Source organism: Leptolyngbya sp. ST-U4 (genome assembly GCF_039962215.1).
Classification (GTDB): Bacteria; Cyanobacteriota; Cyanobacteriia; order Elainellales; family Elainellaceae; genus Leptolyngbya_A.
Map to the genome: position 1 here is coordinate 13,317 of NZ_JAMPKZ010000033.1, position 26,813 is coordinate 40,129.

The following is a 26,813-nucleotide window of genomic DNA, read 5'->3' on the forward strand; positions in this document are numbered from 1 at the left end:
CTGTAATAACGGCTTTTTCTTTGGTGTTGTTGCTCATTATTTCTCCTTACTCGGCATCGGATTCCTGTAAACCGATCTCCCGAACTTTGAATTCTTCCACGTCGGTCAACAAGAGATACTTTCTGATCAACTCTTCGTCAAACTCGGCACGGCGATTCATTTTGTTCAAGAGATTTCGTCGTTGCTCCAGCACTTCCAGGTAAATGGATTGATAGCCTTTTAGTGAGTTTTGCCAGACAAAATTTGATTCTTCGAGTTGGCGATCGAAAAACTTCAGATCGATTTCGAGCTTCGAGAACAAATTATCCAAATGTTCGTTTCGTGCGCGCTCTCCACTATATTTTTCTTCCAGGAAGCGAAGCGAAGCCAGCGCTAATTTCTTTTGAATGATAATTTCCTGCTTTTGTTCAGGGATGAGAGTAAACCTATCCTTGGGTTTACTTTGTGGACCAGCCAGGGAAGCGTTAATCCTTGAAAAACCAGGGTGATTAGAATAACGACAAACGTGATAAAGAGAATGAGGTCACGATAGGGAAACGGTTGTCCTGCTTGAGTGAGGATCGGGACGGAAAGTGCAGATGCCAGCGATACCACGCCGCGCATTCCTGTCCAGCCGAAAATCAGGGGACCTTGCCATCCCGGATTCGGGTCTGACACCGTGATAAAACGGCTCATGACTCTCATCAAAACCGACGTTCCAAAGGTGCAAAGCAGCCTGGTGACGATCAGTACGAAAGTGATGATCAAGCCGTACCAAACGGCACTGCCGAAACTAATCTCTCCGGGCTGCCGAGTGACAAACGGCAATTCGAGTCCGATGAGCAAAAAAATCAACCCGTTTAAGACAAGACCAGATTCGTCCATACATTTAAGCCTTCAACCCGGCTCCGGTAACTCAGCAGGCTATTGCGCTTGCTGGATAAGAACAGTCCACCACTGACGACCGCTAGCACGCCCGAAACATTAAAGTGTTCGGCAAAATAATACATGCAGTAGGGTGCGACTAGTGTTAAAACAATCTCGATGCTGGATGTTGTGGGCAATAAACGGCGAATGCCGTAGAAAATCAACCCGACAATGAGTCCGATCAAGATTCCCATTAAAATAACGAGAACGAAGTTGACGGCTGCCTCTTGAAAATGGAACTGTCCGGTGAGGACTGCCGCCAACGCAAAGCGAAACACAATCAGCGACGAGGCATCGTTGAGCAAGCTTTCGCCTTCGACAATGCTCACCAGCGATTTCGGCACGTTGACCCGCTGCATGATCGTCGTTGCGGAAACAGCATCAGGCGGTGAGATAATGCCACCCAAAAGAAAGCCCAGCGCTAACGTAAAACCGGGAATCAACGCACTGGAGACCACTGCGATCACGCATGACGTTAAGATGACGATCGGAAACGCAAACCCGATGATTAGCCCTCGCCATTTCCAGAATTCTTTCCACGAGACTTGCCATGCCGCTTCATAGAGCAGGGGTGGAAGAAAAATCAGGAAAACCAGTTCCGGGTTGATGGTGATATTTGAAAACGGAGCGATGAAACTTAGCGCGAGCCCGCCCAATACGAGCACGATCGGGTAAGCCAGTCGCAGTTTATCAGCGATCATGACCAGTCCAAGAATGATCAGGATGAGGCAAACATATTGAATGAAAATGCCTTGCATGAAACGAATTTTGCAGAGAAGTGAAGGTTTACGGACATGATATGCGGTTATTCTTTGGTGTAGACCCGATCGTCGAAATTTCTAAACTGCTATTTCCAAGTTTTCGTTTTTGCATGATTCCTCAGTTAAGGGGAATTAGAAGCCCTGCTATCGTTCGTTGTTAAACGCCGTGTGAGCCAGATCAAACGGGAGCGCAGTGATTCTAAATGTCAAGTTTTACGGTACTCAACCGTTTCACCATTTCCGGATCACGATGGTCGAAGAAGCTGGTAACCCTCGTGTCTAGCGAGATAATCTCATCCATATCTTTAGGGCTGAGTTCAAAATCGAAAATGTTGAAGTTCTCAACAATTCTTTCCTGTCGAACGGATTTTGGAATCACAACGACTCCTCGTTGGGTCAGCCAGCGCAGAATCACTTGAGCAACAGTTTTCTTGTATTTCTCAGCGATCGCAAGCAGCAGTTCATTTTTGAAAATGTTGTTCTTGCCTTCAGCAAACGGTCCCCAGGATTCGATCTGCACCTTGTTTTCCTGTAAAAACTTCTGGGTTTCAATTTGCTGATTGAATGGATGAGTTTCGATCTGATTGACCGCAGGAATCACTTCGTTATGAACCAGCATATCCATCAATCGATCGGGTTGGAAGTTGCTGACACCAATGGCTCTAATCTTGCCTTCTTGATACAGTTCTTCCATCGCTCGCCACGAGCCATAGACATCGCCATAGGGCTGATGAATCAGATAGAGATCCAGATAATCTAAGTGCAATCGCTTGAGCGATCGCTCAAACGCCTTCTTTGTGTTTTCGTAGCCAGTATCCTGAATCCAAAGTTTGGTAGTGACAAAGATCTCTTCCCTTGGTACACCACTTCTTTGAATGGCTGTGCCAACAGCTTCTTCGTTTTGATAAGCAGCGGCGGTATCAATCAAACGATAGCCTGCACAGATGGCTTCATATACGCTTCTTTGACACTCTTCGAGGTCAGCGATCTGAAAAACACCGAATCCTAAAATGGGCATCTCAACGCCATTATTCAGTACAACCTTTTGCATTGTTTCTCTCCAATTTTTGCTGTTTTCTTAAATGAGCTATCATTCAACCTGCGACCGACTGAGGTGCTGATTGAAAAAGGAGGCAAGCTTGTCCCAAGGAATAAGGTTCACTCGATCGTACAAATCGACATGTCCCGCGTTTGGAACAATGTAGAGTTCCTTTGGTTCGGCGGCGCGTTGATAGGCATCTTCGCTGAACTCCCTGGAATGGGCATTGTCACCCGTGATGAACAGCATGGGACGGGGCGAAATCGTCTCAATATCATTGAACGGGTAGAAGTTCAGGAATTTGACGTTGCTGGTCAGCGTCGGATGGGTTGTCAGTTGCGGCGACGAACCTTCGGGGGTGTATTCGCCCCTGGGAGTGCGGTAGAAGTCATAAAACTCACGCTCAATCGCGGTAGAGTTTTCATTCAGTTCATGCACCGTGCCGCTAGTGTATTGGGTTTCGCCGCCCGTGAACTCTGCATAGCGTTGTTCAGCCGCCGCTGCGATCGCTTGCTGCCTCTGTTCGAGGGTCGCAGAATGTCTCAGCCCGTTGCGGTTGGCTGCACCCATGTCATACATGCTGACCGTCGCGATCGCCTTCATGCGCGGGTCAATCTTGGCGGCGCTGATAACGAAGCTACCGCTGCCGCAAATCCCAAGAACGCCAATTCGATCTCTGTCAACGAGGGACTGGGTGCCCAGAAAATCGACCGCAGCACTGAAATCTTCAGCATAAATATCCGGTGCAACAACGTTGCGGGGCTGCCCTTCACTCTTGCCCCAGAAGGATAAATCAAGGGACAAGGTGATGAATCCTTGCTCAGCCAGCTTTTGGGCATACAGATTCGAGCTTTGTTCTTTGACTGCGCCCATTGGGTGCCCGACAATGATTGTTGGATGATTGGTGTTCTGATCCAAGTCTTTGGGAATGAAGAGATTCCCAACAGCCTGCATGTTGTATTGGTTTCTGAATGTAACTCTTTGCATCGTCACCTGGTCGCTTTGATAGAAATTGTCTGCTCCCTCGACCACAGCAGACTGCTGCACGGGTGTTTGGGAAGCCTCACGCGAGATGTAGGTTCTGTCGATCGCAAATGCTGCTGTTGTACAGATCGCACTCATCAAGAGAGTTGGTATTAGAACACGATGTTTCATGACTTTCTTTGTAAGTTTGGGTTGATCTAATGGGTTTACTTCGGTTCAATCGTCGCAAGCCGCTTCCTTGCTGTATCCGCTTTACTGCGATCGCAACTCGATCGTCACTTCTACAGAACCAGGCACATTCAATGCCTCGATGTCACCGTCAATTTTTCCGAGGATGACGAGTCCGTTTGAGTATCCAAAATCGTTGTAATACATCGCCAAATTTCCCCAGGGAGCGTAATACGCGATATCTCCAACCGCAGGATCACTACCCGAAGGGGCATCTTCTGTTGATAATCGTCTTGGCAAATCACTAACTTTTTCGGTGTTCGCGTGGTCTTCTAAAGTCAGCGTTAATGGCAGCAGGGAAATAAAATCCTGAGTGGTTTTGCTATCAATCAACGTAGCTGTCACAACTTCGTTTCTGACCCTGATGTTGATCTTCATCCTGTTTGCCTGCTCGGTTGATAGTTCAGTTGGTGTCTCTGACGGTATTTCCGACGGTATTTCTGACGAGGTGCTGCGGGTGATACTGTTGTCGGCACGGCAAGCTGAGGAACCAAAGACATTGCCAGGGCAAGGAGCAAAATTAGCATTCGCTTCTGAGCGTTTTTCCCTCTGTCAGGGGGGGATCTCAAAAACATCAGGATCTCCCCTCATACTGCTCGTCGCTGACCTGTTCCATCCAGTTCCCAGGGCTGCCGTTGAGCGCCTCCTGGATAGCGATGTGAGTCATGGCTGTGGTAGCTGTGGCTCCATGCCAATGTTTTACACGGGGCAGAATCCGGACGACGTCACCAGGTCTGATTTCCTGAATTTGACTACCCCACTGCTGAATCCAGCCAATTCCAGCCGTCACAATCAAGGCCTGCCCCAGAGGATGGGTGTGCCATGTGGTTCGGGCACCAGGCTCGAAGGTGACACTTGCGCCAAACGTGCGTGACGGATTCATGCGCTGGAAAAAGAGGATTGATGCGTACAGAACCCGTGAAATAGTCAGATGAGCCTTCAGTAGAAGACTGCTAACCATTCCGCGTGATTTCTACACTCTGTGGGCGATCGCCCAATGAAACTTGGGTATGACCTGCCTGTGCAAACCCCAAAGCTAAATAAGGATGCAATGACAGGTATCGTGAGCCGTTTCATTTTCGTTCCTCCATGTTTGTGCAACGCCCATGCAAAACTTTCCCACAGCAGCCTGCTGTGGATTGGATGATGCTTCCTATGCGATCGCTTCTCACAATCGCTCCAATCAACCTGCGTATTCCCTTTGATAAAAGTCCAGACGATTACAAGCAGTTGGAATCGTTTTTCATTGCTTTAACCTCATTCTAGGCATCCTGAAAGGCAAGCAATAGGATGATTGTCTAGAATGATTGTACAATCCTGCAAACTTGCACCAGCTTCCATCAAGTCACGCTAGATTTTATACAGGCTTAGCTGCCAAACCCTTTTCTACACCTTGATGTGTGCATAAATCGATTGGAACAGGCACAAGAAATGAACGCGACAAGAACGAGTGAAAAGCCCGGTAGAGCGTTGATAGACGACCCACAGGCAAAGCGTGAGAAAGACCGAGCGCAAGCTAACCGAGAGGAACTGACCGAGCGAATTGCACGGACGGTTAGTCACGATGGCGTGATTGAACCACTGAAAGGATTGCACGTCTATCGCACCTCCTACCCTTCAGAGTGCTTGCACAGTGTCTCGATTCCGTCCTTCTGTGTCATTGCTCAGGGCAGCAAAGAGGTGTTGTTGGGAAGCGATCGCTATCAGTACGATCCGATGCATTATTTGTTGGGAACGGTCGAACTGCCGATTGCCAGCCGAATTCTGGAAGCATCTCTAGAGAAACCATTTCTGAGCCTTCGTCTCGATCTCGACCCCACTCTGGTTGGTTCAGTCATGGTGGAGGCAGGCTATCCCTCCGCCCAAAGGGGTACCAGTGTCAAAGCGATCGATGTCAGTCCACTGGATGCGAATCTGCTGGATGCGACGGTGCGGTTTGTCAGACTTCTCGATTCTCCGGCTGAAGCCCATGTGCTGGCACCCCTGATTAAACGGGAAATTATCTACCGATTGTTGATGGGAGCGCAAGGCGAGCGGCTGCGTCAGATTGCCGTTCTGGGTGGCTACACGCACCACATTGCCAGAGCCGTCGATCGCCTTAGGAAAAACTTTAACCAACCGCTTCGGATTGAGGATATTGCCCACGAGCTTGGCATGAGTGTCTCAGGCTTTCACCATCATTTCAAATCGGTCACAGCGATGAGTCCCTTGCAGTTTCAGAAACAACTGCGGCTCCAAGAGGCTCGCCGTCTGATGCTGGGGCAAAACCTGGATGCAACTAGTGCGGCGTACCAAGTGGGGTATGACGATCCTTCACACTTCAACCGGGAGTATAAGCGGCAGTTTGGAGCACCACCCATGCGGGATGTGGAGCGGCTACGGGAAGTCGCAAAAATTGGTTGATGATCGACACCCGCTCATTGTGCATCCAGGTAATTGCCGTGCACTGGAAGCTGTGAGTGCTGGCTCCCTCAATCCCTAATCGCTTGAAGGCTGCCCGCAAAATCGCATCGTAGATACCAAACAAGGCTCGATCGCGCTGGGTTACTAATCCTTCTAAAAGAGACTCTTAAGGAGACGATCGCATTTGTATCTCTCGGCATGAAAGTCATCTAAGCGTAAGCCTAAACCCCACATACAAGGAGGTTTCGGAAAAATAAAATTCGCGCCATCAATTTGAAGACACTGGAGAGCATAAATTTCTGCTTGAAAATGGCTTACCGTTATCAGCTAAGATTTACCGTTCCGTTAAGCCTGAAAGCCCTATGTAGCAGGAGTTTTAGCGATCAAAAATCCGTGCTACGAACTTGAAAGCCCTTAGAGGCTTAAGTTGCCGTAGCTAAAGAATTTATTGTCGTAGAATAAAAATTTGGCGCCACGAATTTGATAGTGATATCTGGTAAGCTCTAAAAGACTCTAATATGGTAAAAATGACGAAATCTTTACCGTAAAAGGATTCCACACTTTACGATGTCGCGCCATGAATTTGAAAGCCGCGCCATTTTTTATGAAAACGTACAATCGGTAAGGGTATAGGTTGACCGTTGAGATGCTGCATCGGTCAGAGTGATGACACCGTGCTTAGTGATAGTCGTTGTCATATTATTCTGGCGGTGTAAGACGGGGCGTTGGTCATACTTCGCCTGTTTGAGGGTTGTTGGTTCTTGTCCGGTTCTCAAATCACAAATCTTGATCATCATGCAACATCGATCGCGGTCTTGGCCGGCACTGACCAGGAGTTGGTGATTAGGACTAAAGACGATCGCAGAAATTGCGTGTGCATGTCCCCGCAATGTTTGGATCCACTCAACTTGTGTTGTAGCCTCCTCTACGACTTGTACTGGGTCTGGAACGGAGCTGATTCTGGAATGTTACGGGGAGTTCCCAAAAGGCGGATGGCACGATTTTGATCGCTAGTGATTAACGTCTGCCCATCAGGCGTAAACGCGATCGTAGAGACGAGGTAACGATTACTGAACCAATTGTGATGAGTAGGGTTTGCTGACTGGGTCAGAGTATAGATGTTCTGTCCAGTTGCTACGTCCCAAAATGTCTGGGGTGTTTCTGCTGACGAGGCTTGTCCAAAAATACCAGTCGCTAAAGTTTTGCTATCAGGACTAAACACGAGGGCTGAAATGCGATCGCTGGAATTACTCAAGTTCAATGTATGAACAACTTCGCCTGTGGCAACCATCCATAGCTTGACCTCTGGTTCTGAATGGGCACTGGTTGCGAACCATTGTCCATCCGGGCTGATTGCCAACGCGATTGCTTCGCTGCAATGTCCCGGAACCCGCCGTACCGTGTGTCATCCTACATTAAGGCGGGCGAGACCAAGTCGCAATCAGGGCTGCTAGGGAAAAGTTAACTTCTTAGCACCGGGCTATATTCTAGGGCAGCGCGATCCCAATGTCCTAAATCCGCTGCTGCTTCGTAAGTGCTTTGCAAAAATAACAGCACCATTGCATCTGAATTGCTTGCCTGCCTTACTGCTTCATAGGGCAAGATAAACTCTTGCATTTCTGGACTAAAGAATGCCTCCTGAGGTTGCACTGAGTAGTCTTTGAACCCTTCGGGGGCGGGATAGGCGTAGGCGTAGAATAACGCTTCGATCGCGCCTTTGCCAAACCAGAATCCACAACTGCTCACCTCATGGGAGTAAGCCTCTCGCGTCACCCAATCTGCCATTCCTGGAACACCACCGGGATGTTCCGGCGCACGTCGCCCGGAGAATCGTGTCACTGCCAAATCAAAGCTACCCCAGAAGAAATGGACTGGGCTACACTTCCCCGCATAACGAGCGCGGAAAAGGGTTAGGAGCCGATCGCACTGTACCAGAATTCGCCAAAATCGTTGGGCACATTCTGCATCATAAGCCGCGTGTTCGTGATCCTGCTCAAAGGGAATCGGATCGGTTATTTCCTGGGGTACTGTCCAAATCTGTACCTCAATTCCAATCTCCTTGAGAGTCCTCATGACAGCTTGATAAAAATCAGCAACAGAGCGAGGAAAGAGTTCAACCGTTTTGGTAATCCCATCACTCGTTTCAATCAATGAATGATGATTGAGAAAATCAAAAGTGAGCTGAAAGGTGCGGGTCCCATAAGGAATCGCTGAAGTGGTCAGCCCCCGTGGCGTAACGTACAGAGTCGAATGCCACCAATGGTTCACTTTGGGAGCAAGAGACAACCGAATCTTGCCAATAATTTGTGTCCATAGATGAAGGGTTGTATTAGTATCTTGCCAAGCTGCGACGGGCAACGATGGCCAGATGTCAGTCAATGGAGATGGCATGGGTGTAGCCATGATAGAAACCTCTATGCAAATTAAAGGCAGATTCGGCAACCAACGCTAGCGCTATTTGTATCAAGGATATGTCTTGGGCGGAAGCTATCCAATTTTTGGCAACACATCTTGAAAAAGGATCCGCAAAAGTTGCCCGCCTTGAGGACGACTCCAATCTTGAGCCAGTTTAGCCATCAGCGTGTTGGTTGTGGTCAGCACAACCAACACGCTCCATCCGCCGCCGTGACATCTCCTCAGAAATATCAAAGGGGGAGCCTGAAGCATCCATCACAGCTTGCACGTTATAGCCCTCTTGACGGGCACTGATGGCAGGATAAACCAGGCACACATCGGTTATCACACCCGCCATAATAATGTTTTTACGATCGTGACGAATCACAGCTTTCTTAAACCCTGGATCATCCCAGGCATTCACGATTCCGGCTCGTCTAATTCGGGTTTGAAATGCTTCTGGCAAAATGTCTTGTAATTCTGGCATCAGTGGTCCCTGAAGGTTTTCCTGTTGGCCGCTGGTCAGCACTACCGGAATATTGAAAACTTTCGCTGTTTTTGCCAGAGCAAGGGTGTTTCGCTTCACAACCTCCAGGGGATATTTTTGATTAACTGCATGGTTCCAACTTGGTGATCAATGAGCAGCATGACTGAGTTCTCAGCCGTAAAAGAGATGTTCATTTTTGGCTCCTTCATTTTGAATACTAGAGGTCGATCGAGAATGATTTCTCAAGCGCTTGGATAGAGCCACTGGTAAAACAATTGCGTTAGTTGAGGCATTAGCAGATATGTGAGAATCCACACCACAATACCGATCGCAGTACACGGGTAGGGACACCGACAGAAACAGGATTGGCTTTCCATGAGCGTTGCCTAGAAATTTTGGCAAGCTTGGAAGAAGCGGAGCGATCGATTACCCAGCTTCAAGCAGAACCAAAGAGTAGACTTCGGTTGAATGCTCCCATGTCTTTTGGCACAATACATCTGGCACCAGCTCTACCGGACTTCTTGATGCAATATCCTGAGCTGGAGGTACAATTGACCCTCAACGATCGCTTTATTGACCCCATCGAAGAAGGGTTTGATATCACCATCCGCATTGCCAAACCCCAGGAAAGTTTGAGTCTGATTACTCATGTCATTACAACAGCTCAACGGGTTCTATGTGCCTCCCCAAACTATTTAGAGAGTCGTGGAGTTCCAACCCATCCTCGTGAACTGCAAAATCATTCCTGTTTGCATTATGGGCAGATTGGAGTTGAAGATCAGTGGATCTTGAGCGATCCTGATGGTGAGCAATGAGTTTCAGTAACTGGAGTCTTGTGTTCAAATAACAGAGAAGTCCTTCGAGATGCAGCCGTTCGAGGAATAGGCATTACATTGCTACCCATGTTCATTGTTAGTCATGAATTACAACAGGGACTGCTACAACTCGTTCTGCCTAAGTATCATCCATCAGAACTTTCAATTTCTGCCATTTATCCCGTCAGTCGCTATTTATCAACAAAGGTGTATTTGCTGGTTGATTTTCTTCAGGAAGGATTTGGTAATCAGCCTGATTGGAAGCCGTAGCCCAGACAGGATATTTTGGAGTACTGGCCAAAGGAGGCATTCATGAGTACAGGGCAAATAGCAGGTGCGATCGGAACACCCGCTTCTGAGATTGAAATTGATGCCTCCCTCGTTCACTCTCTTCTAGCAGCACAGTATCCTGACCTGGCACATTTGCCGCTCCATTCGGTCGGTGCAGGTTGGGATAATGCCATGTTCCGATTGGGTAATCAGCTATGCGTCCGGCTTCCTCGTCGCAAGATTGCTACCACTCTTATTGAACATGAGCAAGCCTGGCTCCCACAATTATCCACTCTTCCCATTCCGATTCCAATTCCTTACAGATTAGGCATCTAGGACAAGACTACCCCTGGAAATGGAGTATTTTGCCCTGGCTAGCAGGGGTAGCGGCAGATCAGCAAGAACCGAACTACGACTAGACACAGCGGTTTGCGGCTTTTTTGCGATTGCTTCATGTTCCTGCACCACCCAATACACCATCTAACCCATTTAGAGGTGTACCGTTGCATCAGCGAGCCACTTCTGTTAAGGAACGAATGCAGCGGTTAGAACAGAAAACAAATCTGATCACTCCAGATATCAAACACATTTGGAATCAAGCATTAGATGCACCAATGGATGTTGAAGCAACCTGGATACATAGCGATCTCCATCCCTGTAATGTGTTAGTTGAGGCTGGTGTGATTACAGGCATTATTGATTGGGGAGACATTACAGCAGGCGATCGCGCAGCCGATTTGGCGGCAATCTGGATGCTCTTTTCCGATGTAAAAGTGCGTCAACAGGCGATTGCAGCCTATGCCAACGCTTCTGAAGCAACCCTGGAACGCGCTAGAGGATGGGCAGTGTTCTTTGATGCCATGCTACTGGATACAGGATTAGTCGATAACCCGCGGTTTGCTGCGATCGGAGAGAAGACATTGCGACTTATTACTGAGGATGTTTAAATCATTCATCCTGCTGACAGGCATCTAGAAGATTGTTTAGCTCTGTCAATACTCGAAGTGGATTTTTACCCCGCAAAGGAGCCGCAATTACGGCTTCATAAGGATTTCTGCCCATCTGTCGAACTGCCTGAACCGCTGCCTGCTGAGATAAGCCTCGTCCAACTACCAGCCATGCAGTTAGAATCTGTCCCGTTCGTCCAATTCCTCCCGAACAATGAACGACTGTTTTACGCTGACATTGATCTGACGCTAGGAGAAACGGCAAAATCGTGTGCTGAAGAGTTGTACGATCGCAAATCTCAAAGTCCGCAATCGCTGCCCAACAAACATTTTTAATTCCAAAGGCTTGTTTGTAGTAGCCCAACAAATCTGGGTAGCGAACAAGCTGGTCTTTGTCTAATAGACAGCAAACACGCTGAATCCCTTTACCTTTCATGAACGAGATCCAGGATTGGATTTGTACGTCTGTATATCCTGGTCTGGATGCTCCAAAAACAATGGATTCAGTTGAACAAGCCGCAGCAAATTTATACACAGTTCTGTTGATCTTCAGGTGATGATCTAATTCTAGATAACCAAGCAATGACTATAATTTGCTTATTTGAAGAACGGTAGCAAGTCATACTCCTGACGAATATCCAGGAGAGATCGATCCATCAACGGTTCAAAATTCAGAAAAGGTAACAGCTTCTGGCGATTTCGAGTTTTAAACCAAATCGGAATTAATTCTAGAACCACTCCAGGAAGTACTTTCAGAATTGAGCCATACAGCCAAAGAGTTCCCTTTTTTTTGATCATATCTTCGTACATCACATCAACAGCAGGGGAGTTTTTCATCTTGAGATAGGTCTGAAACGTACATTCACTCGTCCACCAAAACAAAGGAAGGATTTTCAATTCATCAAGCATTCCTGTGTCACAACCGTAGATGACATGACCCACATCATGGGCACGGAGAATTTTGGCAAAGTCTGAGGGTTGGGTTGCCGGATCGGTGATGTGGGGGTTGAGAGCATAATACTCTGCAAGTCCTTCTCGCAAGGTTTGGGTACTGTTTTTATCGATGTAGCGAGGACGTCGTTGCATAACTATTTCGATACGAAACTGTATCGTAAACTATAATAACATCTATGGCAGATCCCAATAAAAAATCACCTGGAAGACCTCGGAGTGCCGAGTCGCATCAGGCAATGCTGCAAGCGACCTTAGAGTTGCTGGCAGAGGTTGGTTTTGAAGCGATGAGTATTGAGGCGATCGCTACTCGTGCAGGAGTTGGCAAAACCACCATTTATCGGCGCTACAACAGCAAAGCAGAATTGGTGGCAGATGCGATCGAGAGTATTCGAGAAGAGATTGTCATCCCTGACACCGGGAGCCTTTGGGGTGATATGGATGCCTTGATTCAAAATGCAGCCCAGATCTCGCTTAATCCTTTAGGAAGGCAAACGGTTGCCATGATTATTAGCAGTGCGTCAAGCAATGCTGAATTTGCTCAAATCTATTGGACAAAATACTTGCATCCCCGCCGAGAAGCATTTGCTGTTGTCCTGGAGCGAGCAAAGGCAAGACAGGAGGTGAAGCCTGATTTAGATCCAGGGTTAGTTTTTGACACCATGAGCAGCATCATGCTCTATGTCATGATATTCCAACCTACTTCTGACTCCTGGGAAACTTATGTGCGCCATGCTTTGGAACTTGTCCTCAAACAAATCTGATATTCATAACGCAACCTATGCTTTTGTCCGCTTGTTTTTATAGAACCCATTTGAGATCTATGCACTTGCTAACCGCTTGAGCATTAATCAGATAAAAAACAGGTTGAGCTTTGCTCTGGCATGGTCAAGCGTTCGCTCAAAATTCTTAACCAGACTCTTGCACCGCTCCATCCAGGCATTCGACCGTTCTACTACCCACCGAGTCGCCATAGGGACAAATCCTGTTTTCCCCTGGGCTGCCTTTTGTGCCTTGGTTGGCTTCAGAGCCAGTTCAAAGCGAATCTTGGTCATCATCTGTGGTAAATTTGCTGCAAGGCAGCAATGAGCTTGTCGGGGTGATATCCGTGGTCAAGCAAGATTGTAATCTTAGGAATGTTAACGGGTTTAATCCGAAAGTAATCGAGATTACGGCTCAATAGTTCAATTAACCCTTGGGCATCTGAAACATTGGCTTTAGTGCATTAGGTGAAGCAGGGAAACCCCAAAGTATCAATGGCAAGATGACGTTTAATGCCATTGGTGCACTTGTAGTGACAAAATTCCTTGGGACAATGCTTGCGTTGCAAGTGTTTTTGACAGCTCGCGAGTCAATCATGAGTAAACGTGTCCATTTCAGTTTTTTTACGTTGGCTCGGACTTGTCCATGCAGTGTTGCCAAGATGCGCTCAAGCACCCCATCAGAGCGCCATTGTTTGTCGTGCCAGAAAACCGTGGAATAAGGCGGTAAGTCTTTGGGCAAGTCACACCAATTGCAGCCGTCTTTGAGTGGATAGAAGATGCCATCGAGGATTTGCCGTTTGCTCCACTTCGGTGGCCGCGTTTTCTTCTTCTGAGGTAACAAGGGTTCGATGAGTTCCCACTCTTTGTCAGTTAAGCTGCTGGAGTATGGCATTTATTTTCCAGCTTAGCTCGCCATCAAAGATCCAAGATGGGTTCTATAAAGGAACGACTTATTTCTGAAGAAGAGATGAGGTTGGAATACTCAGTCCTGTCAATTTCCTTCTGCTGACAGGAACCTCTAGGAAGCCGCGATCGATGAAATAGTTAAAGTACGTTTGCAGGAGTGAATCAGACAGGACAGGACAGGAAATATCGCTCTCGGCAAGTGCTTGAAGGGTTTGTTGACAGTTAAAATCAGGCTTAAAGGATTGTTGATAGAGTTCCAGAATGGTGAGGGAGTGCTCTGACCAGGGTTTGAGGAAGAAAGGACGGAGCGGGTAGAGCGGATTATTCTGGCAGAGCGTCAGCTGCTTAATTTCAGCCTGCCAATTGCGATAAGACAATCGCTGGAGCGAATAGCCAAACGATCGCATCCAATCAAACAAATCATTCCAGGGTAGAGACTGGGGATTCATCAGGTGAAAGGTTTGATTTAGTTGGGTAGATTGCAGGGACAGATGGGCGATCGCTCCGCTCACATAATCAACCGGAGATAAATCGAGCAGCAACTCCAGATCGGGCGCACTTCCCATCTGAATACAGCCCTTGAAAATGCGGCACATAAAATCATCGGTGTACCAGCTTCCCCGGCGGCTATGTCCCGAAATGAGCGGCGATCGATAAATGTTTACCGGAATACCCCGATCGCGGGCGGCAAGTACCAGTTGTTCAGCTACCCATTTGCTCTGGGAATAGCCCATAAAGATACTTTCACTATGTTTGGGTCGATCGGTCTCTGTGACTACCTTTCCGGCGTAGATGAGTGATTCGTAGGCAGCTACCGTGGAAACATAGTGAACGGGTTTCACCTGACCTCGACTTGCCAGCCGCAACACTTCCTGGGTGCCCAGCACGTTACTGGCCTTCAGTTCAGAATAGGCGTAGACAAAATTCAGGTAGGCGGCACTGTGGTAAATTGAATCGAATAAATCCGCGTAGGCAATAAATTGATCTTCCGTCCAGCCAAAGTACGGTTTTTCCAGATCGCCCAGAATTGGCACGATGCGATCGCTGTACTGCCCATGCCAGATACCGTAACCCTCCAGGTTCTTAATAATTCGCGCTTTGCCCTGCTCCGGATTGCTGGCTCGTACCAGGCAGTATATCTGCGCTTGAGTTTGCTGTAGCAAATCGTTCAGCAGAAATGCGCCTAGAAATCCAGTGGCTCCAGTGAGGAAAATCGCCTTTGGATGAGCAACATCGGTCAATATACTGTTGATTGCCCAAATAGCAGGCTGAATGCTGGGATCGAGTGCTGCCTCGGCTTGCAGGTCGAGCGATGAAGTTCCTGGTGCAGAATTTTGAACTTCTGTGGCTAAATACTCTGCTAGGGCAGCGATCGTGGGAATTTGCCAGAGCAGACTGCTGTCTAAAATCGCAGGCAAACTTAGCTCGTTTTCCATAGCCTGAATAAATTCCTGTACGGTGACGGAATCCAGCCCATAGTTTAACGGCGATTCCTCTGGCAAAACGGCTTCAGCCCTAAATCCCAGACGTTCGCCAATCCAGCGCTGTATCCACGCCTGAATCGATGCCATAGTTTCGCTGGCTTGGGGTTTCGGCTCATCGAGCAGTCTTTCAGGCTGTGATACCGGATGAATTGCAGGAGGATTCATCTCCTTCTGAAGCAGGGGGTCGCGATCGCGATTTTCACCAGCCATCATCTGTTCCGTATCTCCAATCGCACTGCTGTACTCAGCTGTTAACTGCGTGATTAGATCCACTGACAGAAAGACCGCTTCAGCAGGATTGTTCGTTTCCGCTAATTTTTTTTCAAACTGAAGCTGTGCCCAGGTTGCGGCTCGGCTAAACTTCGGATTTGAGAGACTGCGCCAGCGGCTTACGCTCCACAAAACTGCCCAAGTTGTCAGCTCACCTACAAGTCCCGATGCCCACTGTGCTTTGGTCATGCGATCGTCTAGATTGGATCGGCTCTGATAACGGTGATGGATTTGTTCTGCCGCCAATTGTAGTTGTTCAGCAATATCATCTCCCTGAAATTCCCGCAGGAATTGCAGCAGATCTGTCAACTGATTCATCACCCGTGAACCCAGGAAATAATTTAACGCTTCGGTTGGTCCTTCTAAAATTCGCAGAATCCGCGCGTCGCGTAGGAGTTGAGGGGCAATATTGGTTTCGATATAGCCTCGACCTCCCAAAATCTGTACGAGCTGGTCGGTTGCCTGCCAGAAGAACTCAGTAGCAGCAGTCTTACAAACGGTGTAGGCTTCAACAGGAACCGTCATACCCGTATCTAGCCGTTCTGCGATCGTAGAAACTAACGCTTCGGTTGCCGCGATCGCTGCCGTCAAGTCATTGAGACGCATCAGCGTCACAGAATTTTCTAGCAGTCTGCCGGAGGAAATCGTTCGGCGATCGGCGTAGCGCATCATCAGCTGGGCGCAGCGTTTCATGCCGCCAATGCAGTTTGCTGCAATGCTAAGTCGTCCGTACATCATGGCATCCTGCGCCACAGTCATTCCTGCACCTGCCGTTCCTAGCAATTGCCCCGCCTCCACGGGCACGCCTTCCAGAAACACAGTATTCTGTACCATGCCTCGCATTCCCATCGTGAGGGCTTCCGGTCCCTGCCGCAGTCCAGGTACGTTTTGACGGAGGGTAAAGGCACTCATGCCAATTGTTTTGCCCTGATCGTTTTGCTGCTTCACAAACACATTCAGCACACCTGCCCAAGCAGCAGAACCACTCCAAATCTTTGTCCCATAAAGATGCCAGTGATCGCCTCCCACAGGAATGGCTTGAGCCGCGATCGCCTGAGGATTTGATCCGGCACCAGGTTCAGTAATGGCAAACGCACCAAGTTCTCGTCCTGCAGCAAGCATTGGCAGCAGTTCAGCTTTGAGTGCTTTGGAGCCGTAGTGGAGGATGGGACGAATTCCCAGCACGTTGTTGAGAGCGGTGAACAGTGCCAGCGTTTGATCGATTGCGCCAATCTGCTCGAAGATGCGAAGCGTGCTGCAATGGCTAAGGGCAATGCCGCCATAACTTTCAGGCACCTGCATTCCTAAAAGTCCCTGGTTGCCAAAATCCAGGACGATATAGGGCGGAATCGATCGTCGCTCATCGATCAACTGGGAGTTAATGCGCGTTGCATTGTAGTCCCGCAGCCAATGAACTAACTCATCTGCTTTCGCCTGGGTTGGATCATCGCTAGGCGGATTCAGTTGAGCCGGAGCCGCTGAATTGATGCTGGCCATATGCGGAATGGGCAGTCTCGACTCTGCAATCACTTCCAGTGTCTCTGCCAGGAAACTTGCCCGACAGGCTCGCCGCTGAATCTTGCCGCTGGAGGTTTTGAGAATACTGCCCGTTTGCAGCAGCAGAATGGCATAGACTTGCAGTTCGTGATGTTCAGCGACCGACTGTCGAATTTGCCAGAATACCTCCTCGGTGTCGAGGGGCTGACGAGTTGCTGGATCATTACCCGGATCAACCTCCACCTGACGACGATCCTGCCGTCTGCAATCAACTGAGACAGGCTGCTGCTTCTGCCGTCGAATCCGATAGCGCCGCTCTACCTCTGCTACCACGACCAGCCGTTCTTCCCCTTCGACCTCCACTGAAAATGCTGCACTACAGGAAGACCGAATCGAAGGATGGCTTTTTTCAACGGTAGTTTCAATATCTTGCGGATAGTGATTTCGTCCCCGAACGATCACCACATCCTTCAAACGACCTGTGATATACAGCTCACCGTTGCGTAAAAAGCCTAAATCTCCGGTGCGTAGAAATGGACCTGCGCCCGTATCTTTTAGATAGGCATGAAACGTTTCTTCTGTTGCCTGCGGATTTTGCCAGTAGCCTTGGGCAACGCTCGCTCCCGACACCCAAATTTCTCCAATTTCATTCTCCGCACAGCTTGTTAGATGTTCTGGATGGGCAATGGCAATTTCAGCGTCTAGCCAGGTTCGTCCGCAACCAACGATCGTCCGACTCGGCTGTTCTATCCCGGCTTCAATGACCCGATTCTGCTCTAACGCCGCTGTTTCTGCATTGCAGTAGATCGGATTCTCGTGAACCAGGCCCCCCGAAATCATGAGTGTTGCTTCTGCCATGCCATAGCAGGGATAGAAGTACTCTGCCCGAAATCCGCAAGGCTCAAAGGCTGCAATAAATTGGTCAATGGTCGATCGTCGGATGGGTTCAGCGCCGCAATAGGCATTCGTCCAGCTGCTTAGATCGAGCGATCGCTTCTGATCCTCAGTGATTTTGTGAGTGCATAGCTCGTAGGCAAAATTCGGTGCACCGCTGTGGGTAGCACGATAGCGAGAAATGGTTTGCAGCCAGCGAATGGGTTTCTGCAGGAATGCAGTGGGCGGCATGAGAATGCCAAGAATACCGGAATAGATAGGCTGTAATAGCCCTTCAATCAAACCCATGTCATGGAAATTAGGCAACCAAGTGACGGAAATTCCCTCGTCTGTGATGCCAAACGCCTGTTTCATGTACGCCAGGTTATGGAGCAAATTGTGATGGCTAACCATCACCCCTTTAGGATTGCCCGTTGAGCCAGAGGTGTACTGCAAAAAGGCTAAAGTATCAGGCTGTATTGCTGGCACCTGCCATGTTTCAATTTTCGCTTTCCCAGTTCGCTCCGGGCTAATTTCATCTGTGGTGATCCATCTCATCGAGGCAAGATCGGGTGCATCCTCAAAGCGTTGTTCAATTCCAGAAAAAATCGTGCCGGTTGTTAAAACGATCGTGGCTCCAGCGTCCGCGATAATCGTGTTCAAACGATTGATCGATCGATTGGGACGAGGCGGATTAGCAGGAACGGCAATGATTCCGGCGTACAAACATCCGAAAAAAGCCGCAATAAATTCTAAGCCAGAGGGATAGATAAGCAGAGCGCGATCGCCAAACTGCGAACAGTTTTGGAGCTGCGTGGCAATCGCTTGCGCTAGGGCATCGAGTTCCTGATAGGTCAGCCGTCCCGTTTCTTCTTCCCCTTCCTGTAGAAAGGCAAACGCGCATTGTCGAGGTTGGGTAAGAGCGCGATGTCGCAGCAAATCAATCAGCGTAGAAAACTGCGATTCGTTTTTTTGAGAGGACATAATCTGCTGCGACATATTTTTTGCCGTCAAAACAATAAGCTTTGGAAATAACTTTTCTTGTCATTTCTATAAGCAATAGAAAACCTTAGAAAACTGCTATAACAACAGCTTAGTCAATTCAAGATTGAATCTTTTCATCAAGGCTGAAGTTAACAAAGAATACACCGCTTTCTAAGGCGTTACATACCGAACACTGTTACATTAGATACTACCAACACCAAACTCGTTATAGTCAATACCTTTGATAAAACCTGTATTTAACGAAACGTATAAAGCAGTTGAGCCCAAATTAGTAGCAAGAACACATTTATAAAGTCCTCCTATAGTTTTATAGGAAAAAGTACCAATTTCCTAAGTGAAATTGCTGAATTAAATTTTTCATAAAAATTTTTTTGTGGGAAGTTACGCATTCTCCTTTTTATCTTTTAGTTCATGATGTGACGTGAGAAATTCAGGACTGCTCAGTACAAAATCAGAACCATCCCGAAAGTGACATTCTTTACAAGAACATCAGCATTTTCCTTGCCAGAAAATTAAACTTCTACAAAAGTTTGAGAAATCTATAATGAGCCTTTTTGATTTTTGGACGGGGTTCAGGGGTGAAACCTCTGCCCTCTGTTCACAGGCAATTTGCGAACGCTATAGCTTGAATTTATCTGTTGACGATAGTGCTTACCAGTGAAGCCAACCTGAATCTTACGTCAAGCAAAACAAGAGTGATGAATGTTAGTTGACTCTGGAAAGAATCTAAACTCATCTCATGGTGGAAGCTTAAGCTCAACCCTCCAGGAGGCCGGATTAAATCTTGTTCAGCAAGGACTACAAAGCTGTATTTGGCACAGCGGAAAATTCGTCCTGGAAACTGGCTTTCGGCTCCAATGTCAGGGAAGAGAATATTTGCCAGAACATCAGCCCTATATCATCGCAGCGAACCATGCTAGCCATCTGGACGGTCCAGCAATTATTGCGGCGTATGGCAAACCGCTCACCACAATTTATAGTTTGGCAGCCAGAGATTATTTTTTCGATCGCCCCACCAAGCAATGGATTTCCGGCAAACTGCTGAACCTCATTCCCTGTAATCGCGGCAGCTTTTTTCGAGATTGCCTGCCGATCTGCAAGGAGATCCTGACTCAGAATAAAACCATTCTCATCTTTCCAGAAGGCACCCGATCTGCAACGGGAGAACTGCAAGCTTTTAAGGCTGGTTTTGGTTTTTTGGCGTTAAAGCTTGGCGTTCCCATCGTACCTGCCTACATTGCGGGTAGCTATCAGGCTTTACCCAAAGGGCAACGCTTTCCGCGCAGATGTTCCATTAATGTCACTTTTGGGAAACTTCTGGGTATCGAATCGTATCCGGTCGGGGAGGGGCGAGCCAGCAACCGACAACTTTATCAGAAAATTGCTGATGATGTGCGTTCTGCGATCGTGAATTTACAGGAGCAGCGTTTTTGCTCATTGGAGAATCTGAATTAACGATCATGGACTCAAAACAGCCTGTCGCAATCTTTGACTTCGATGGAACATTGACCAATCAGGATAGCTTCCTGCCTTTTCTGCGCTGGACTCACAGCCAAAAATCGGTTTGGACAGGCTTGTACAGGTGCAGTTCAACAGTGGTATCGTACCTGTTAGGGCGATGTTCTAATCGGGACATTACTGAAAAACTATTAACCCAGTTTTATCAAGGTTGGTCGAGCGAAACGCTGCAAACGCTGGCGATTGGATTTGCCCATCAAGACTTACCCAAGCTCATTAACCCTGAAGCGATCGCGCAGTTGAAATGGCATCAGGAACAGGGGCATCAGGTGATTCTAGTCAGTGCTGCCTTAGAAATTTATCTTCAACCATGGGCTGAAATGATGCACATCGACAAAACCCTGGCGAATCGTTTGGAAATTCATCAGGGAACCATTACGGGTAAGTTACAGGAAGAAAATTGCTATGGATTTGAGAAAGAAAAACAGCTCAGGCAGCTTTTGGGCGATCTAAGCCACTACTATCTCTATGCCTATGGTGACAGTAAAGCCGATCGTCATGTATTGGCGATCGCTGATGAACCGTATTACCGAAAATTCAAGGGTAATCAGCGCATCATGATTCGCTAATAGAAATCAATTAGACATAAAGACGAGTTCTATTCATTACAAAACAAATTGATTGGGAAATAGAAAATGGTCAAGCAAGAAACATCTCAAGCGAATCAAACTGACAATAAACAGTGGGAACATAAATGGGGCTTTGCGGATACGGAATTTACTGTGAACGACGATCGCTCCGTCACCCTGACCGGAAACCGCTATCCTTTGTGCGGGCTGAAGCTGCCCGGATTTCTGCCCTACATGGAAAAAGCCCTGGGTGTTGCCATCGATTGGGATAATCCGCGTCAGGAGGTAGTGAATAAGCCGATCGCGCCGCCGCACCAGAATGAGTCTTTTTGCGCTGAGATTGCGGAACGCTTTCCCTCACGCTGTTTTTCCCAGGAAGATGGGGATCGGCTGCGCCATAGCCATGGATATACCATGATCGATGAAACGAATAAGGTGCTGTACGATCGCTTAGAACGAGCAGCGGATATGGTGTTTTACTGTGAATCCGAGAGCGATGTCCAAACCTTAGTTCAACTTGCAGTCAGGCATAATGTTTGTCTGGTTCCCTATGGTGGGGGCACCAGCGTCAGTGGGGCACTAATTCTGCCTTCTGAAGAGGACCGCATGATCGTGGTCGTGGACACCACCCGAATGAATCAGGTTGAATGGATCGATCAAAAGAATGGTCGAGCCTGCGTGCAGGCAGGAATCACTGGCAGGCATTTAGAAGAAGCCTTGCAAAAGGAAGGATTTACGTCTGGACACGAACCCGACAGCCGCGAATTTTCCACCTTGGGTGGATGGATCGCGACTAACTGTAGCGGCATGAAAAAGAATCGTTACGGAAACATCGAAGATATTGTTGAAACAATTAATGTTGTCACACCAGCCGGAATTCTGACTCAGCAGTTTCCCAGCCCCCGGTCATCCATGGGAATGCAGTTGCAGGACTTATGCTTTGGCAGTGAAGGTAATCTGGGTCTGATTACAAAGGCAGTCATTCGGATTCGTCCGCTGCCCGAGGTCCAGAAATACGGCTCTCTAATCTTTTCGAACTTCAGCCAGGGTGTTGCTTTTCTTCAGCAGTTGTCTCAGACGAATTTCATTCCTGCCAGCATCCGATTGGTTGACAACGATCAATTTCAATGGGGACAGTCAATTAAACCGAAACTAACCGGATTTGCGGCATTTGTCGATCGGCTCCAAAAACTCTATCTTTTCAAGGTATTAAAGTTTTCTCCGCAAGAGCTTGTTGCTGCAACGCTGCTGATGGAAGGCTCTAAAGAAGAAGTTGCCTATCAAGAAAAGAATATTTATGCCTTAGCCAAAAAGTATGGTGGGGTTGTAGGCGGATCTTCCAACGGCCAACGGGGCTATCTTCTCACTTATACAATCGCTTACATCGGTCAGTTCATCCTGAAATTCAACCTGTTTGGGGAAACATTTGAGACAACCGTTTCGTGGGACAAGATCGAGGCGGTGCGTGAGGCAGTCAGAGAAGAACTCGAATCGCAGCATCAGCAGTTTAATCTGCCAGCGAAGCCTTACATCTGCTCTCGCGTGACGCAGGTGTATGCAACAGGCGTTTGTATGTATTTCACGATCCTGCTGTATACCAAGGGGGTTGATCACGCACCGGAGGTCTTTAATCAGATTTACGGATCACTCCGGCAAAGAGTCATGGAGCATGGTGGATCAATTTCCCATCATCATGGGGTGGGTAAAATCCGCAAGAAGTTTATGCAGTCTATTGTTTCACCAACAAGTATTGTGCTGCTGAAAAAGCTGAAGGAAGCCAGCGATCCATTAAATACCTTTGGAATTCGCAATAATTTGTTTGGCTTAGATTGAGCTTGATGCAAGCCTTTTCCAGGCTAAGTCTGTACAAAAAACAGAATGCGGGGGCGGAACCTTCTACAAAGGAGCAGCCCCCTGCCGTCTCGTACCTCCTTCCCCTAATTGATGTTCAATGTTCGATCGTTTCATACAGAATTAAACAGTAAAGATGTCGAACCGCTTTTGCTTATACCCAAGAATTAATTTAGACATCGGTTTTGCCGACTTGCTTTTTTCCCTTTCCTCTTTGGTCTATCCATTCAAGCAAGAGGAGCCTAAGATTCTTCAGCAATTTGCTCAGAATGATAAGCAGGTATTAGTCACTCTATCAGTGAGAACCGCTTTTGATCTGTTATTGCAAGCTTTAGATTTGCCGGAAGGGTCAGAAGTACTGATGAGTGCAGTCACTATTCCAGATATGGTGGAGATTGTTAAATCTCACGGTTTGGTTCCAGTTGCAATCAACATTTCTATAGACACACTCGCACCTGATATTGATGCATTAGAGCAAAAGATTACTGATAAAACGAAGTTAATTTTAATTGCACATTTATACGGTACAGTTCTAGATTTAACAGCCGTTATTCAAATTGCAAGAAAGTATAATATTTTGCTGATTGAGGATTGCGCCCAGGCTTTTTGGGGAGACAAGTATTGTGGCGATCGCCAAGCAGATGTCAGCCTATTTAGTTTTGGACCCATAAAATCCTGTACTGCATTGGGCAGCGCAATTGCCTGTGTAGGCGATCGCGAATTAGCTAACAAAATGCTGGCAATTCAGGCTCAATACCCCTGCAAAAGCAAGTTCTGGTTTTTCAGAAGAGTTCTTAAATACCTTTTCTTGAAACTACTGACCCTTCCAAGAATATATTTTCTTCTCATGGTAGTAGTCAATGCTTTGGGCTTTAAGCTTGATGCCATGATTAGCATTCTGCTGCGTAACTTCTCTAAAGGAGATCTCCACAGCAAAATTCGGTATCTTCCTCCCCAGAAAATGGTTGATCTGTTGTGGCATCGATTGAATAATTATGACAATGAAGCATTCGAGCAACGAGCAAAAAGAGCGCGTTTTGTTCTAGCTCTGTTTTCAGACAAAATTAATTATCCTGGCGTACAGGCTACCAATCATTCATTCTGGTTAGTTCCTATATTTGTGGCTAATCCTGTACTTTTGATCAATATCCTTAGAAATCATGGCTTTGATGCCACTACAGGCAATACCAGCCTGGTTCATATTGGAAATGATTCGACGCAAAATATACAAAAGAACACATTGCTGGAAAAGCACCTGAAGCAACAGATTTTATACCTGCCGATTTCCGAATACCTGTCAGAAATAGCACTGATTGATATGGCAGACTTGGTCAGGGAAAACGCATCTCCGACAACTCCTTTTCTTGATAGGATTTAGGGAGCTCAGTTTCACTTTCAACAACGCAATCAGCCTTGAAAATGAGATTTTTGGGTTCGTTCCACTCGATCAACTCTCATATTTACACGCCATATTTTTATAATTATCTGAATTAGTGGCTGTGTGACGAACACATTTCTATCTTCGTTGCATCTTAGTTTTGTAGCTTGCCGGAAGGTCAGCCGATCGCACATCTGTTCATCTGATCCATACACTCGGTATTCCAAAGCTTGGCATTTGGAAGTTCTTATAAATTAGTTCTGGTTCTGAAGGCAGCCTTGAATTTGCCAGGATCGCAACTGCTAAATTTCTGTATCTTATAGGTTATAAATTGTTAACCCTTATCAGGAAACTAAATTTGGTAGTGCGTCAAATTAATGTGGAATAGGTGGCAATGGCGTGCCAACTCCGTGATCGCATTGTTAATCCTGCTCGCTGTGCAGTTGTGGTTTTGAAGCGGCTGTGCTGCCAAATCCAGTTGAAGTAACTGACGACTAACCGTGTCATCACTTTAGTTTGCTCCCACACCTTGCCAAACTTATTCTGTCGTCGATGCCATCTTCCGGTTTGCTGCCGCAGAATTCCATTGGTGCGCTCTAATCGCTGTGTTCTATCCTTGCCAATATGATGTTGGATCTCATCGGGTAAAACCCGTTCGTATCCGCCCCAGTCATCGGTGTTGAACTGTGTGCATTCGGTCTTTCCTTCGGTGTTGATAACTAATCGCTCAATCAGTTCATCAGTGTGTTTGCCCACGCAAGCAGCGAGAATCAAGCCACTGGAACAGGCAAGGCTCAAAGCAATCCAACAATCTCCCCGGTTCAATTCCCTGGTTGTGCGTTGCTTCTGTTTTTTGCCACAAATGACCACATTTCATCCGCACTGACTTCCTGGGTTTCGACCGCTTGCACCACTTGGTTATGGATCAGTTGTGCTTTTTGACTAGCAGCTCTCACAATGCTCACAACGGTGTTGTAGGCAAGTCCAACCGTTCGACTAATCCCTCTCAAACTACTGCCTTCGCTGTGGGCTTGTAGAACTTGTCTGATTTGTTCACGGCTGACATGGCGACGGTAATACAAACTGTCGAACGATTCCGAGAAGGTTTGATGGCAAGCAGGACAGAGATAGCGTTGATGACCGTTAGGCATCTTGCCATGTCGATGGGCTTTGACATAACCACACAGAGGGCATTCCATCACCTGTTTCCAATTGAGCAGCCTCTTTACTCTACCAATCCCACATCATATTGACGCACTACCCTAAATTTGAGCAAGACAGAATTTTCTGGTAATCATAGCGTTGAGGGTAAAATCATTCTAACGAAATGACACGTAATCCTTCGCCTAATCCGGGAAAGCTTGAAACCGTTTATACACAGATGTTTCAGATGCTAATACGATAAAATGACATAGAATCCTTTAGCGATCGCAGAAAACGCTACAGTTCTTTCAGAGCAGGAGTTTCAAGCAACGACCAACGGAATGACATTTATTCCTTCGGTAGCCCCACGAAATGACAAGTAATTCTTCAGTGTCGTTTTCTTCAAAAACTGACGACTAAAAAACCTAAAAGTCCTACTCTATACAGCTTTGAGGCAAAAATTGATTGTGACATTCATTTCTTCGGTTGTGACACTTACTCCTTCGCTCTACATCGTCCAAAACCCTTGATGGATCATTGTTCTGGGGATGATCCAGTTTGTGTCAGGTCATATCAGACCGCGTCAGGTTATGCCATAATCTGTCATCGATTTGTACACAGTTTTGTACCCAGTGGAAATCGACAAACGGATCAACCAGGCAAACGGAAGACTGAAGGCAGCTCTGATCAAAGTAGCGATCGAGCGGCGTGGCGGAACATTATCTCTGCGGGCAAACCTGCCAGGGAAGGATGACAGGAAGGCACATCGGCAGAAGATTTCTCTTGGGGTAAAAGCTACCCCAGCAGGACTACAGTATGCGGAACGAAGGGCGCGAGAACTAGCTAACGATCTGGATGCTGATCGGTTTGATTGGGCAAACTGGCTCCGTGGTGAAGATGATTCTGACTCAAAATCTACAAGCTGTGCCCAGTGGATAGAACGATACGAGCAGGCATACTGGAACCGACGCGATCGCAATGGGCAAACTCAAACAACTTGGGACAAAGACTATCGCACAACATTCAACAAGCTCCCAGCAGAAGAACCGTTATCCCCAGAACTGCTACTTCAGATAATTGAGTCTACACCTGCTGATTCACGCAATCGTAAACGCACAGTGCAAGTGCTGGCACGGCTGGCAAAGTTTGCAGGGTTGCAAGTTGATTAGAGTTGTCGGGAAATAAGAACAGAGCTAGCCAATGCGACCTTTCAAGTTCTTCCTATGCCGCAGTCAGGTAGAAGTTCCATAATCCTGCTGCGGTTAGCATAAGGTGATCATCAAACTCCGCTTTTCGATTGCGATAGATAGCGCTCACCGCATTGTAACGCTTGACTCCAGCAAACGCATTTTCACAGACCACTCGCGATT

At 47.4% G+C, this 26,813-nt stretch carries 18 protein-coding genes and 7 pseudogenes; 10 read left to right on the forward strand and 15 right to left on the reverse strand.

Annotation, left to right across the window (positions count from 1 at the left end; genetic code table 11):
- Positions 1-46: 46 nt before the first annotated feature.
- From NDA02_RS24220 to NDA02_RS24240, 5 genes and pseudogenes are all read right to left on the reverse strand, one after another.
- Positions 47-1,664 (reverse strand): annotated as a pseudogene (locus tag NDA02_RS24220) (Na+/H+ antiporter).
- A gap of 202 nt (positions 1,665-1,866) precedes the next feature.
- Positions 1,867-2,718, reverse strand: coding sequence for an aldo/keto reductase (locus NDA02_RS24225; protein WP_190790483.1), 852 nt, complete (start codon positions 2,716-2,718; stop codon positions 1,867-1,869).
- Positions 2,719-2,757: 39 nt separating this feature from the next.
- A complete protein-coding gene (locus NDA02_RS24230; protein ID WP_190790482.1) occupies positions 2,758-3,861 on the reverse strand; it encodes a dienelactone hydrolase family protein in 1,104 nt (367 codons plus the stop codon).
- 81 nt (positions 3,862-3,942) lie between these two features.
- Positions 3,943-4,296 (reverse strand): cyclophilin-like fold protein, encoded by a 354-nt coding sequence (locus NDA02_RS24235; RefSeq protein WP_190790481.1) that lies wholly within the window; start codon positions 4,294-4,296, stop codon positions 3,943-3,945.
- Between the two features lie 196 nt (positions 4,297-4,492).
- Positions 4,493-4,801 carry a cupin domain-containing protein gene (locus NDA02_RS24240; RefSeq protein WP_242067166.1) on the reverse strand — a complete coding sequence of 103 codons (309 nt, stop codon included), beginning with the start codon at positions 4,799-4,801 and terminating at the stop codon, positions 4,493-4,495.
- Between the two features lie 548 nt (positions 4,802-5,349).
- On the opposite strand from NDA02_RS24240, the gene NDA02_RS24245 reads away from it, so the two are divergent.
- On the forward strand, positions 5,350-6,321 hold the full coding sequence (locus tag NDA02_RS24245; protein WP_190790480.1) for an AraC family transcriptional regulator: 972 nt from the start codon (positions 5,350-5,352) through the stop codon (positions 6,319-6,321).
- A 925-nt stretch (positions 6,322-7,246) separates the two neighbouring features.
- Here the strand turns inward: NDA02_RS24245 and NDA02_RS24250 are convergent.
- From NDA02_RS24250 to NDA02_RS24260, 3 genes and pseudogenes are all read right to left on the reverse strand, one after another.
- Positions 7,247-7,708: pseudogene (locus NDA02_RS24250) on the reverse strand (hypothetical protein); the annotation flags it as partial.
- Between the two features lie 74 nt (positions 7,709-7,782).
- Positions 7,783-8,724, reverse strand: a complete 942-nt coding sequence (locus NDA02_RS24255; RefSeq protein WP_190790478.1) for a DUF5996 family protein — start codon at positions 8,722-8,724, stop codon at positions 7,783-7,785.
- A gap of 84 nt (positions 8,725-8,808) precedes the next feature.
- Positions 8,809-9,396 (reverse strand): annotated as a pseudogene (locus NDA02_RS24260) (isochorismatase family protein).
- Between the two features lie 210 nt (positions 9,397-9,606).
- On the opposite strand from NDA02_RS24260, the pseudogene NDA02_RS24265 reads away from it, so the two are divergent.
- The 3 genes and pseudogenes from NDA02_RS24265 to NDA02_RS24275 all read left to right on the forward strand — a co-directional run bounded on the left by NDA02_RS24265 (position 9,607) and on the right by NDA02_RS24275 (position 11,234).
- Positions 9,607-10,287, forward strand: a pseudogene (locus tag NDA02_RS24265) (substrate binding domain-containing protein).
- 42 nt (positions 10,288-10,329) lie between these two features.
- The gene (locus NDA02_RS24270) at positions 10,330-10,623 is read left to right on the forward strand and encodes a hypothetical protein (RefSeq protein ID WP_348249723.1); all 294 of its coding nucleotides are present in this window, start codon (positions 10,330-10,332) and stop codon (positions 10,621-10,623) included.
- Between the two features lie 110 nt (positions 10,624-10,733).
- The gene (locus tag NDA02_RS24275) at positions 10,734-11,234 is read left to right on the forward strand and encodes a phosphotransferase (RefSeq protein WP_348256089.1); all 501 of its coding nucleotides are present in this window, start codon (positions 10,734-10,736) and stop codon (positions 11,232-11,234) included.
- A 1-nt stretch (position 11,235) separates the two neighbouring features.
- Here the strand turns inward: NDA02_RS24275 and NDA02_RS24280 are convergent, their stop codons facing one another.
- Both NDA02_RS24280 and NDA02_RS24285 read right to left on the reverse strand, forming a co-directional pair.
- On the reverse strand, positions 11,236-11,769 hold the full coding sequence (locus NDA02_RS24280) for a dual specificity protein phosphatase family protein (RefSeq protein ID WP_190790473.1): 534 nt from the start codon (positions 11,767-11,769) through the stop codon (positions 11,236-11,238).
- A gap of 62 nt (positions 11,770-11,831) precedes the next feature.
- Positions 11,832-12,320, reverse strand: coding sequence for a hypothetical protein (locus NDA02_RS24285; RefSeq protein ID WP_190790472.1), 489 nt, complete (start codon positions 12,318-12,320; stop codon positions 11,832-11,834).
- A gap of 44 nt (positions 12,321-12,364) precedes the next feature.
- On the opposite strand from NDA02_RS24285, the gene NDA02_RS24290 reads away from it, so the two are divergent.
- On the forward strand, positions 12,365-12,949 hold the full coding sequence (locus NDA02_RS24290; protein WP_190790471.1) for a TetR/AcrR family transcriptional regulator: 585 nt from the start codon (positions 12,365-12,367) through the stop codon (positions 12,947-12,949).
- An 87-nt stretch (positions 12,950-13,036) separates the two neighbouring features.
- Here NDA02_RS24290 and NDA02_RS24295 read toward each other — a convergent pair.
- From NDA02_RS24295 to NDA02_RS24305, 3 genes and pseudogenes are all read right to left on the reverse strand, one after another.
- Positions 13,037-13,544: pseudogene (locus NDA02_RS24295) on the reverse strand (transposase).
- Positions 13,545-13,667: 123 nt separating this feature from the next.
- A pseudogene (locus tag NDA02_RS24300) lies at positions 13,668-13,841 on the reverse strand (transposase); the annotation flags it as partial.
- A 58-nt stretch (positions 13,842-13,899) separates the two neighbouring features.
- Entirely contained in the window at positions 13,900-18,963 is a 5,064-nt protein-coding gene (locus tag NDA02_RS24305; protein ID WP_348256090.1) for a thioester reductase domain-containing protein, read from the reverse strand.
- 723 nt (positions 18,964-19,686) lie between these two features.
- On the opposite strand from NDA02_RS24305, the gene NDA02_RS24310 reads away from it, so the two are divergent.
- The 4 genes from NDA02_RS24310 (at position 19,687) to NDA02_RS24325 (ending at position 24,300) form a co-directional block, all read left to right on the forward strand.
- Positions 19,687-20,439: a lysophospholipid acyltransferase family protein gene (locus NDA02_RS24310; protein WP_348256091.1), complete on the forward strand. Its 753-nt coding sequence runs from the start codon at positions 19,687-19,689 to the stop codon at positions 20,437-20,439.
- 5 nt (positions 20,440-20,444) lie between these two features.
- Positions 20,445-21,071, forward strand: a complete 627-nt coding sequence (locus NDA02_RS24315) for an HAD family hydrolase (protein ID WP_348256092.1) — start codon at positions 20,445-20,447, stop codon at positions 21,069-21,071.
- A gap of 66 nt (positions 21,072-21,137) precedes the next feature.
- On the forward strand, positions 21,138-22,904 hold the full coding sequence (locus NDA02_RS24320; RefSeq protein WP_348249697.1) for an FAD-binding oxidoreductase: 1,767 nt from the start codon (positions 21,138-21,140) through the stop codon (positions 22,902-22,904).
- A gap of 154 nt (positions 22,905-23,058) precedes the next feature.
- Entirely contained in the window at positions 23,059-24,300 is a 1,242-nt protein-coding gene (locus tag NDA02_RS24325) for an aminotransferase class I/II-fold pyridoxal phosphate-dependent enzyme (protein WP_348256093.1), read from the forward strand.
- Between the two features lie 369 nt (positions 24,301-24,669).
- Here NDA02_RS24325 and NDA02_RS24330 read toward each other — a convergent pair.
- Positions 24,670-25,499, reverse strand: a protein-coding gene (locus tag NDA02_RS24330) for an IS1 family transposase (protein ID WP_348249699.1) whose coding sequence is annotated in 2 segments (ribosomal slippage) — positions 24,670-25,155 and positions 25,158-25,499 — 828 coding nt in all. Because the reading frame shifts where the segments join, the coding sequence is not laid out codon by codon here.
- Between the two features lie 576 nt (positions 25,500-26,075).
- On the opposite strand from NDA02_RS24330, the gene NDA02_RS24335 reads away from it, so the two are divergent.
- Complete coding sequence (locus tag NDA02_RS24335) at positions 26,076-26,612, forward strand: hypothetical protein (RefSeq protein ID WP_348256094.1); 537 nt, start codon at positions 26,076-26,078, stop codon at positions 26,610-26,612.
- A gap of 52 nt (positions 26,613-26,664) precedes the next feature.
- Here the strand turns inward: NDA02_RS24335 and NDA02_RS24340 are convergent.
- Positions 26,665-26,813: pseudogene (locus NDA02_RS24340) on the reverse strand (IS5/IS1182 family transposase); the annotation flags it as partial.

Coding starts and splice junctions, on each gene's coding strand:
- NDA02_RS24225 (WP_190790483.1), bottom strand. CDS start 2,718: ATGCAAAAGGTTGTACTGAATAATGGCGTTGAGATGCCCATTTTAGGA.
- NDA02_RS24230 (WP_190790482.1), bottom strand. CDS start 3,861: ATGAAACATCGTGTTCTAATACCAACTCTCTTGATGAGTGCGATCTGT.
- NDA02_RS24235 (WP_190790481.1), bottom strand. CDS start 4,296: ATGAAGATCAACATCAGGGTCAGAAACGAAGTTGTGACAGCTACGTTG.
- NDA02_RS24240 (WP_242067166.1), bottom strand. CDS start 4,801: ATGAATCCGTCACGCACGTTTGGCGCAAGTGTCACCTTCGAGCCTGGT.
- NDA02_RS24245 (WP_190790480.1), top strand. CDS start 5,350: ATGAACGCGACAAGAACGAGTGAAAAGCCCGGTAGAGCGTTGATAGAC.
- NDA02_RS24255 (WP_190790478.1), bottom strand. CDS start 8,724: ATGGCTACACCCATGCCATCTCCATTGACTGACATCTGGCCATCGTTG.
- NDA02_RS24270 (WP_348249723.1), top strand. CDS start 10,330: ATGAGTACAGGGCAAATAGCAGGTGCGATCGGAACACCCGCTTCTGAG.
- NDA02_RS24285 (WP_190790472.1), bottom strand. CDS start 12,320: ATGCAACGACGTCCTCGCTACATCGATAAAAACAGTACCCAAACCTTG.
- NDA02_RS24290 (WP_190790471.1), top strand. CDS start 12,365: ATGGCAGATCCCAATAAAAAATCACCTGGAAGACCTCGGAGTGCCGAG.
- NDA02_RS24305 (WP_348256090.1), bottom strand. CDS start 18,963: ATGTCCTCTCAAAAAAACGAATCGCAGTTTTCTACGCTGATTGATTTG.
- NDA02_RS24310 (WP_348256091.1), top strand. CDS start 19,687: ATGTTAGTTGACTCTGGAAAGAATCTAAACTCATCTCATGGTGGAAGC.
- NDA02_RS24315 (WP_348256092.1), top strand. CDS start 20,445: ATGGACTCAAAACAGCCTGTCGCAATCTTTGACTTCGATGGAACATTG.
- NDA02_RS24320 (WP_348249697.1), top strand. CDS start 21,138: ATGGTCAAGCAAGAAACATCTCAAGCGAATCAAACTGACAATAAACAG.
- NDA02_RS24325 (WP_348256093.1), top strand. CDS start 23,059: ATGTCGAACCGCTTTTGCTTATACCCAAGAATTAATTTAGACATCGGT.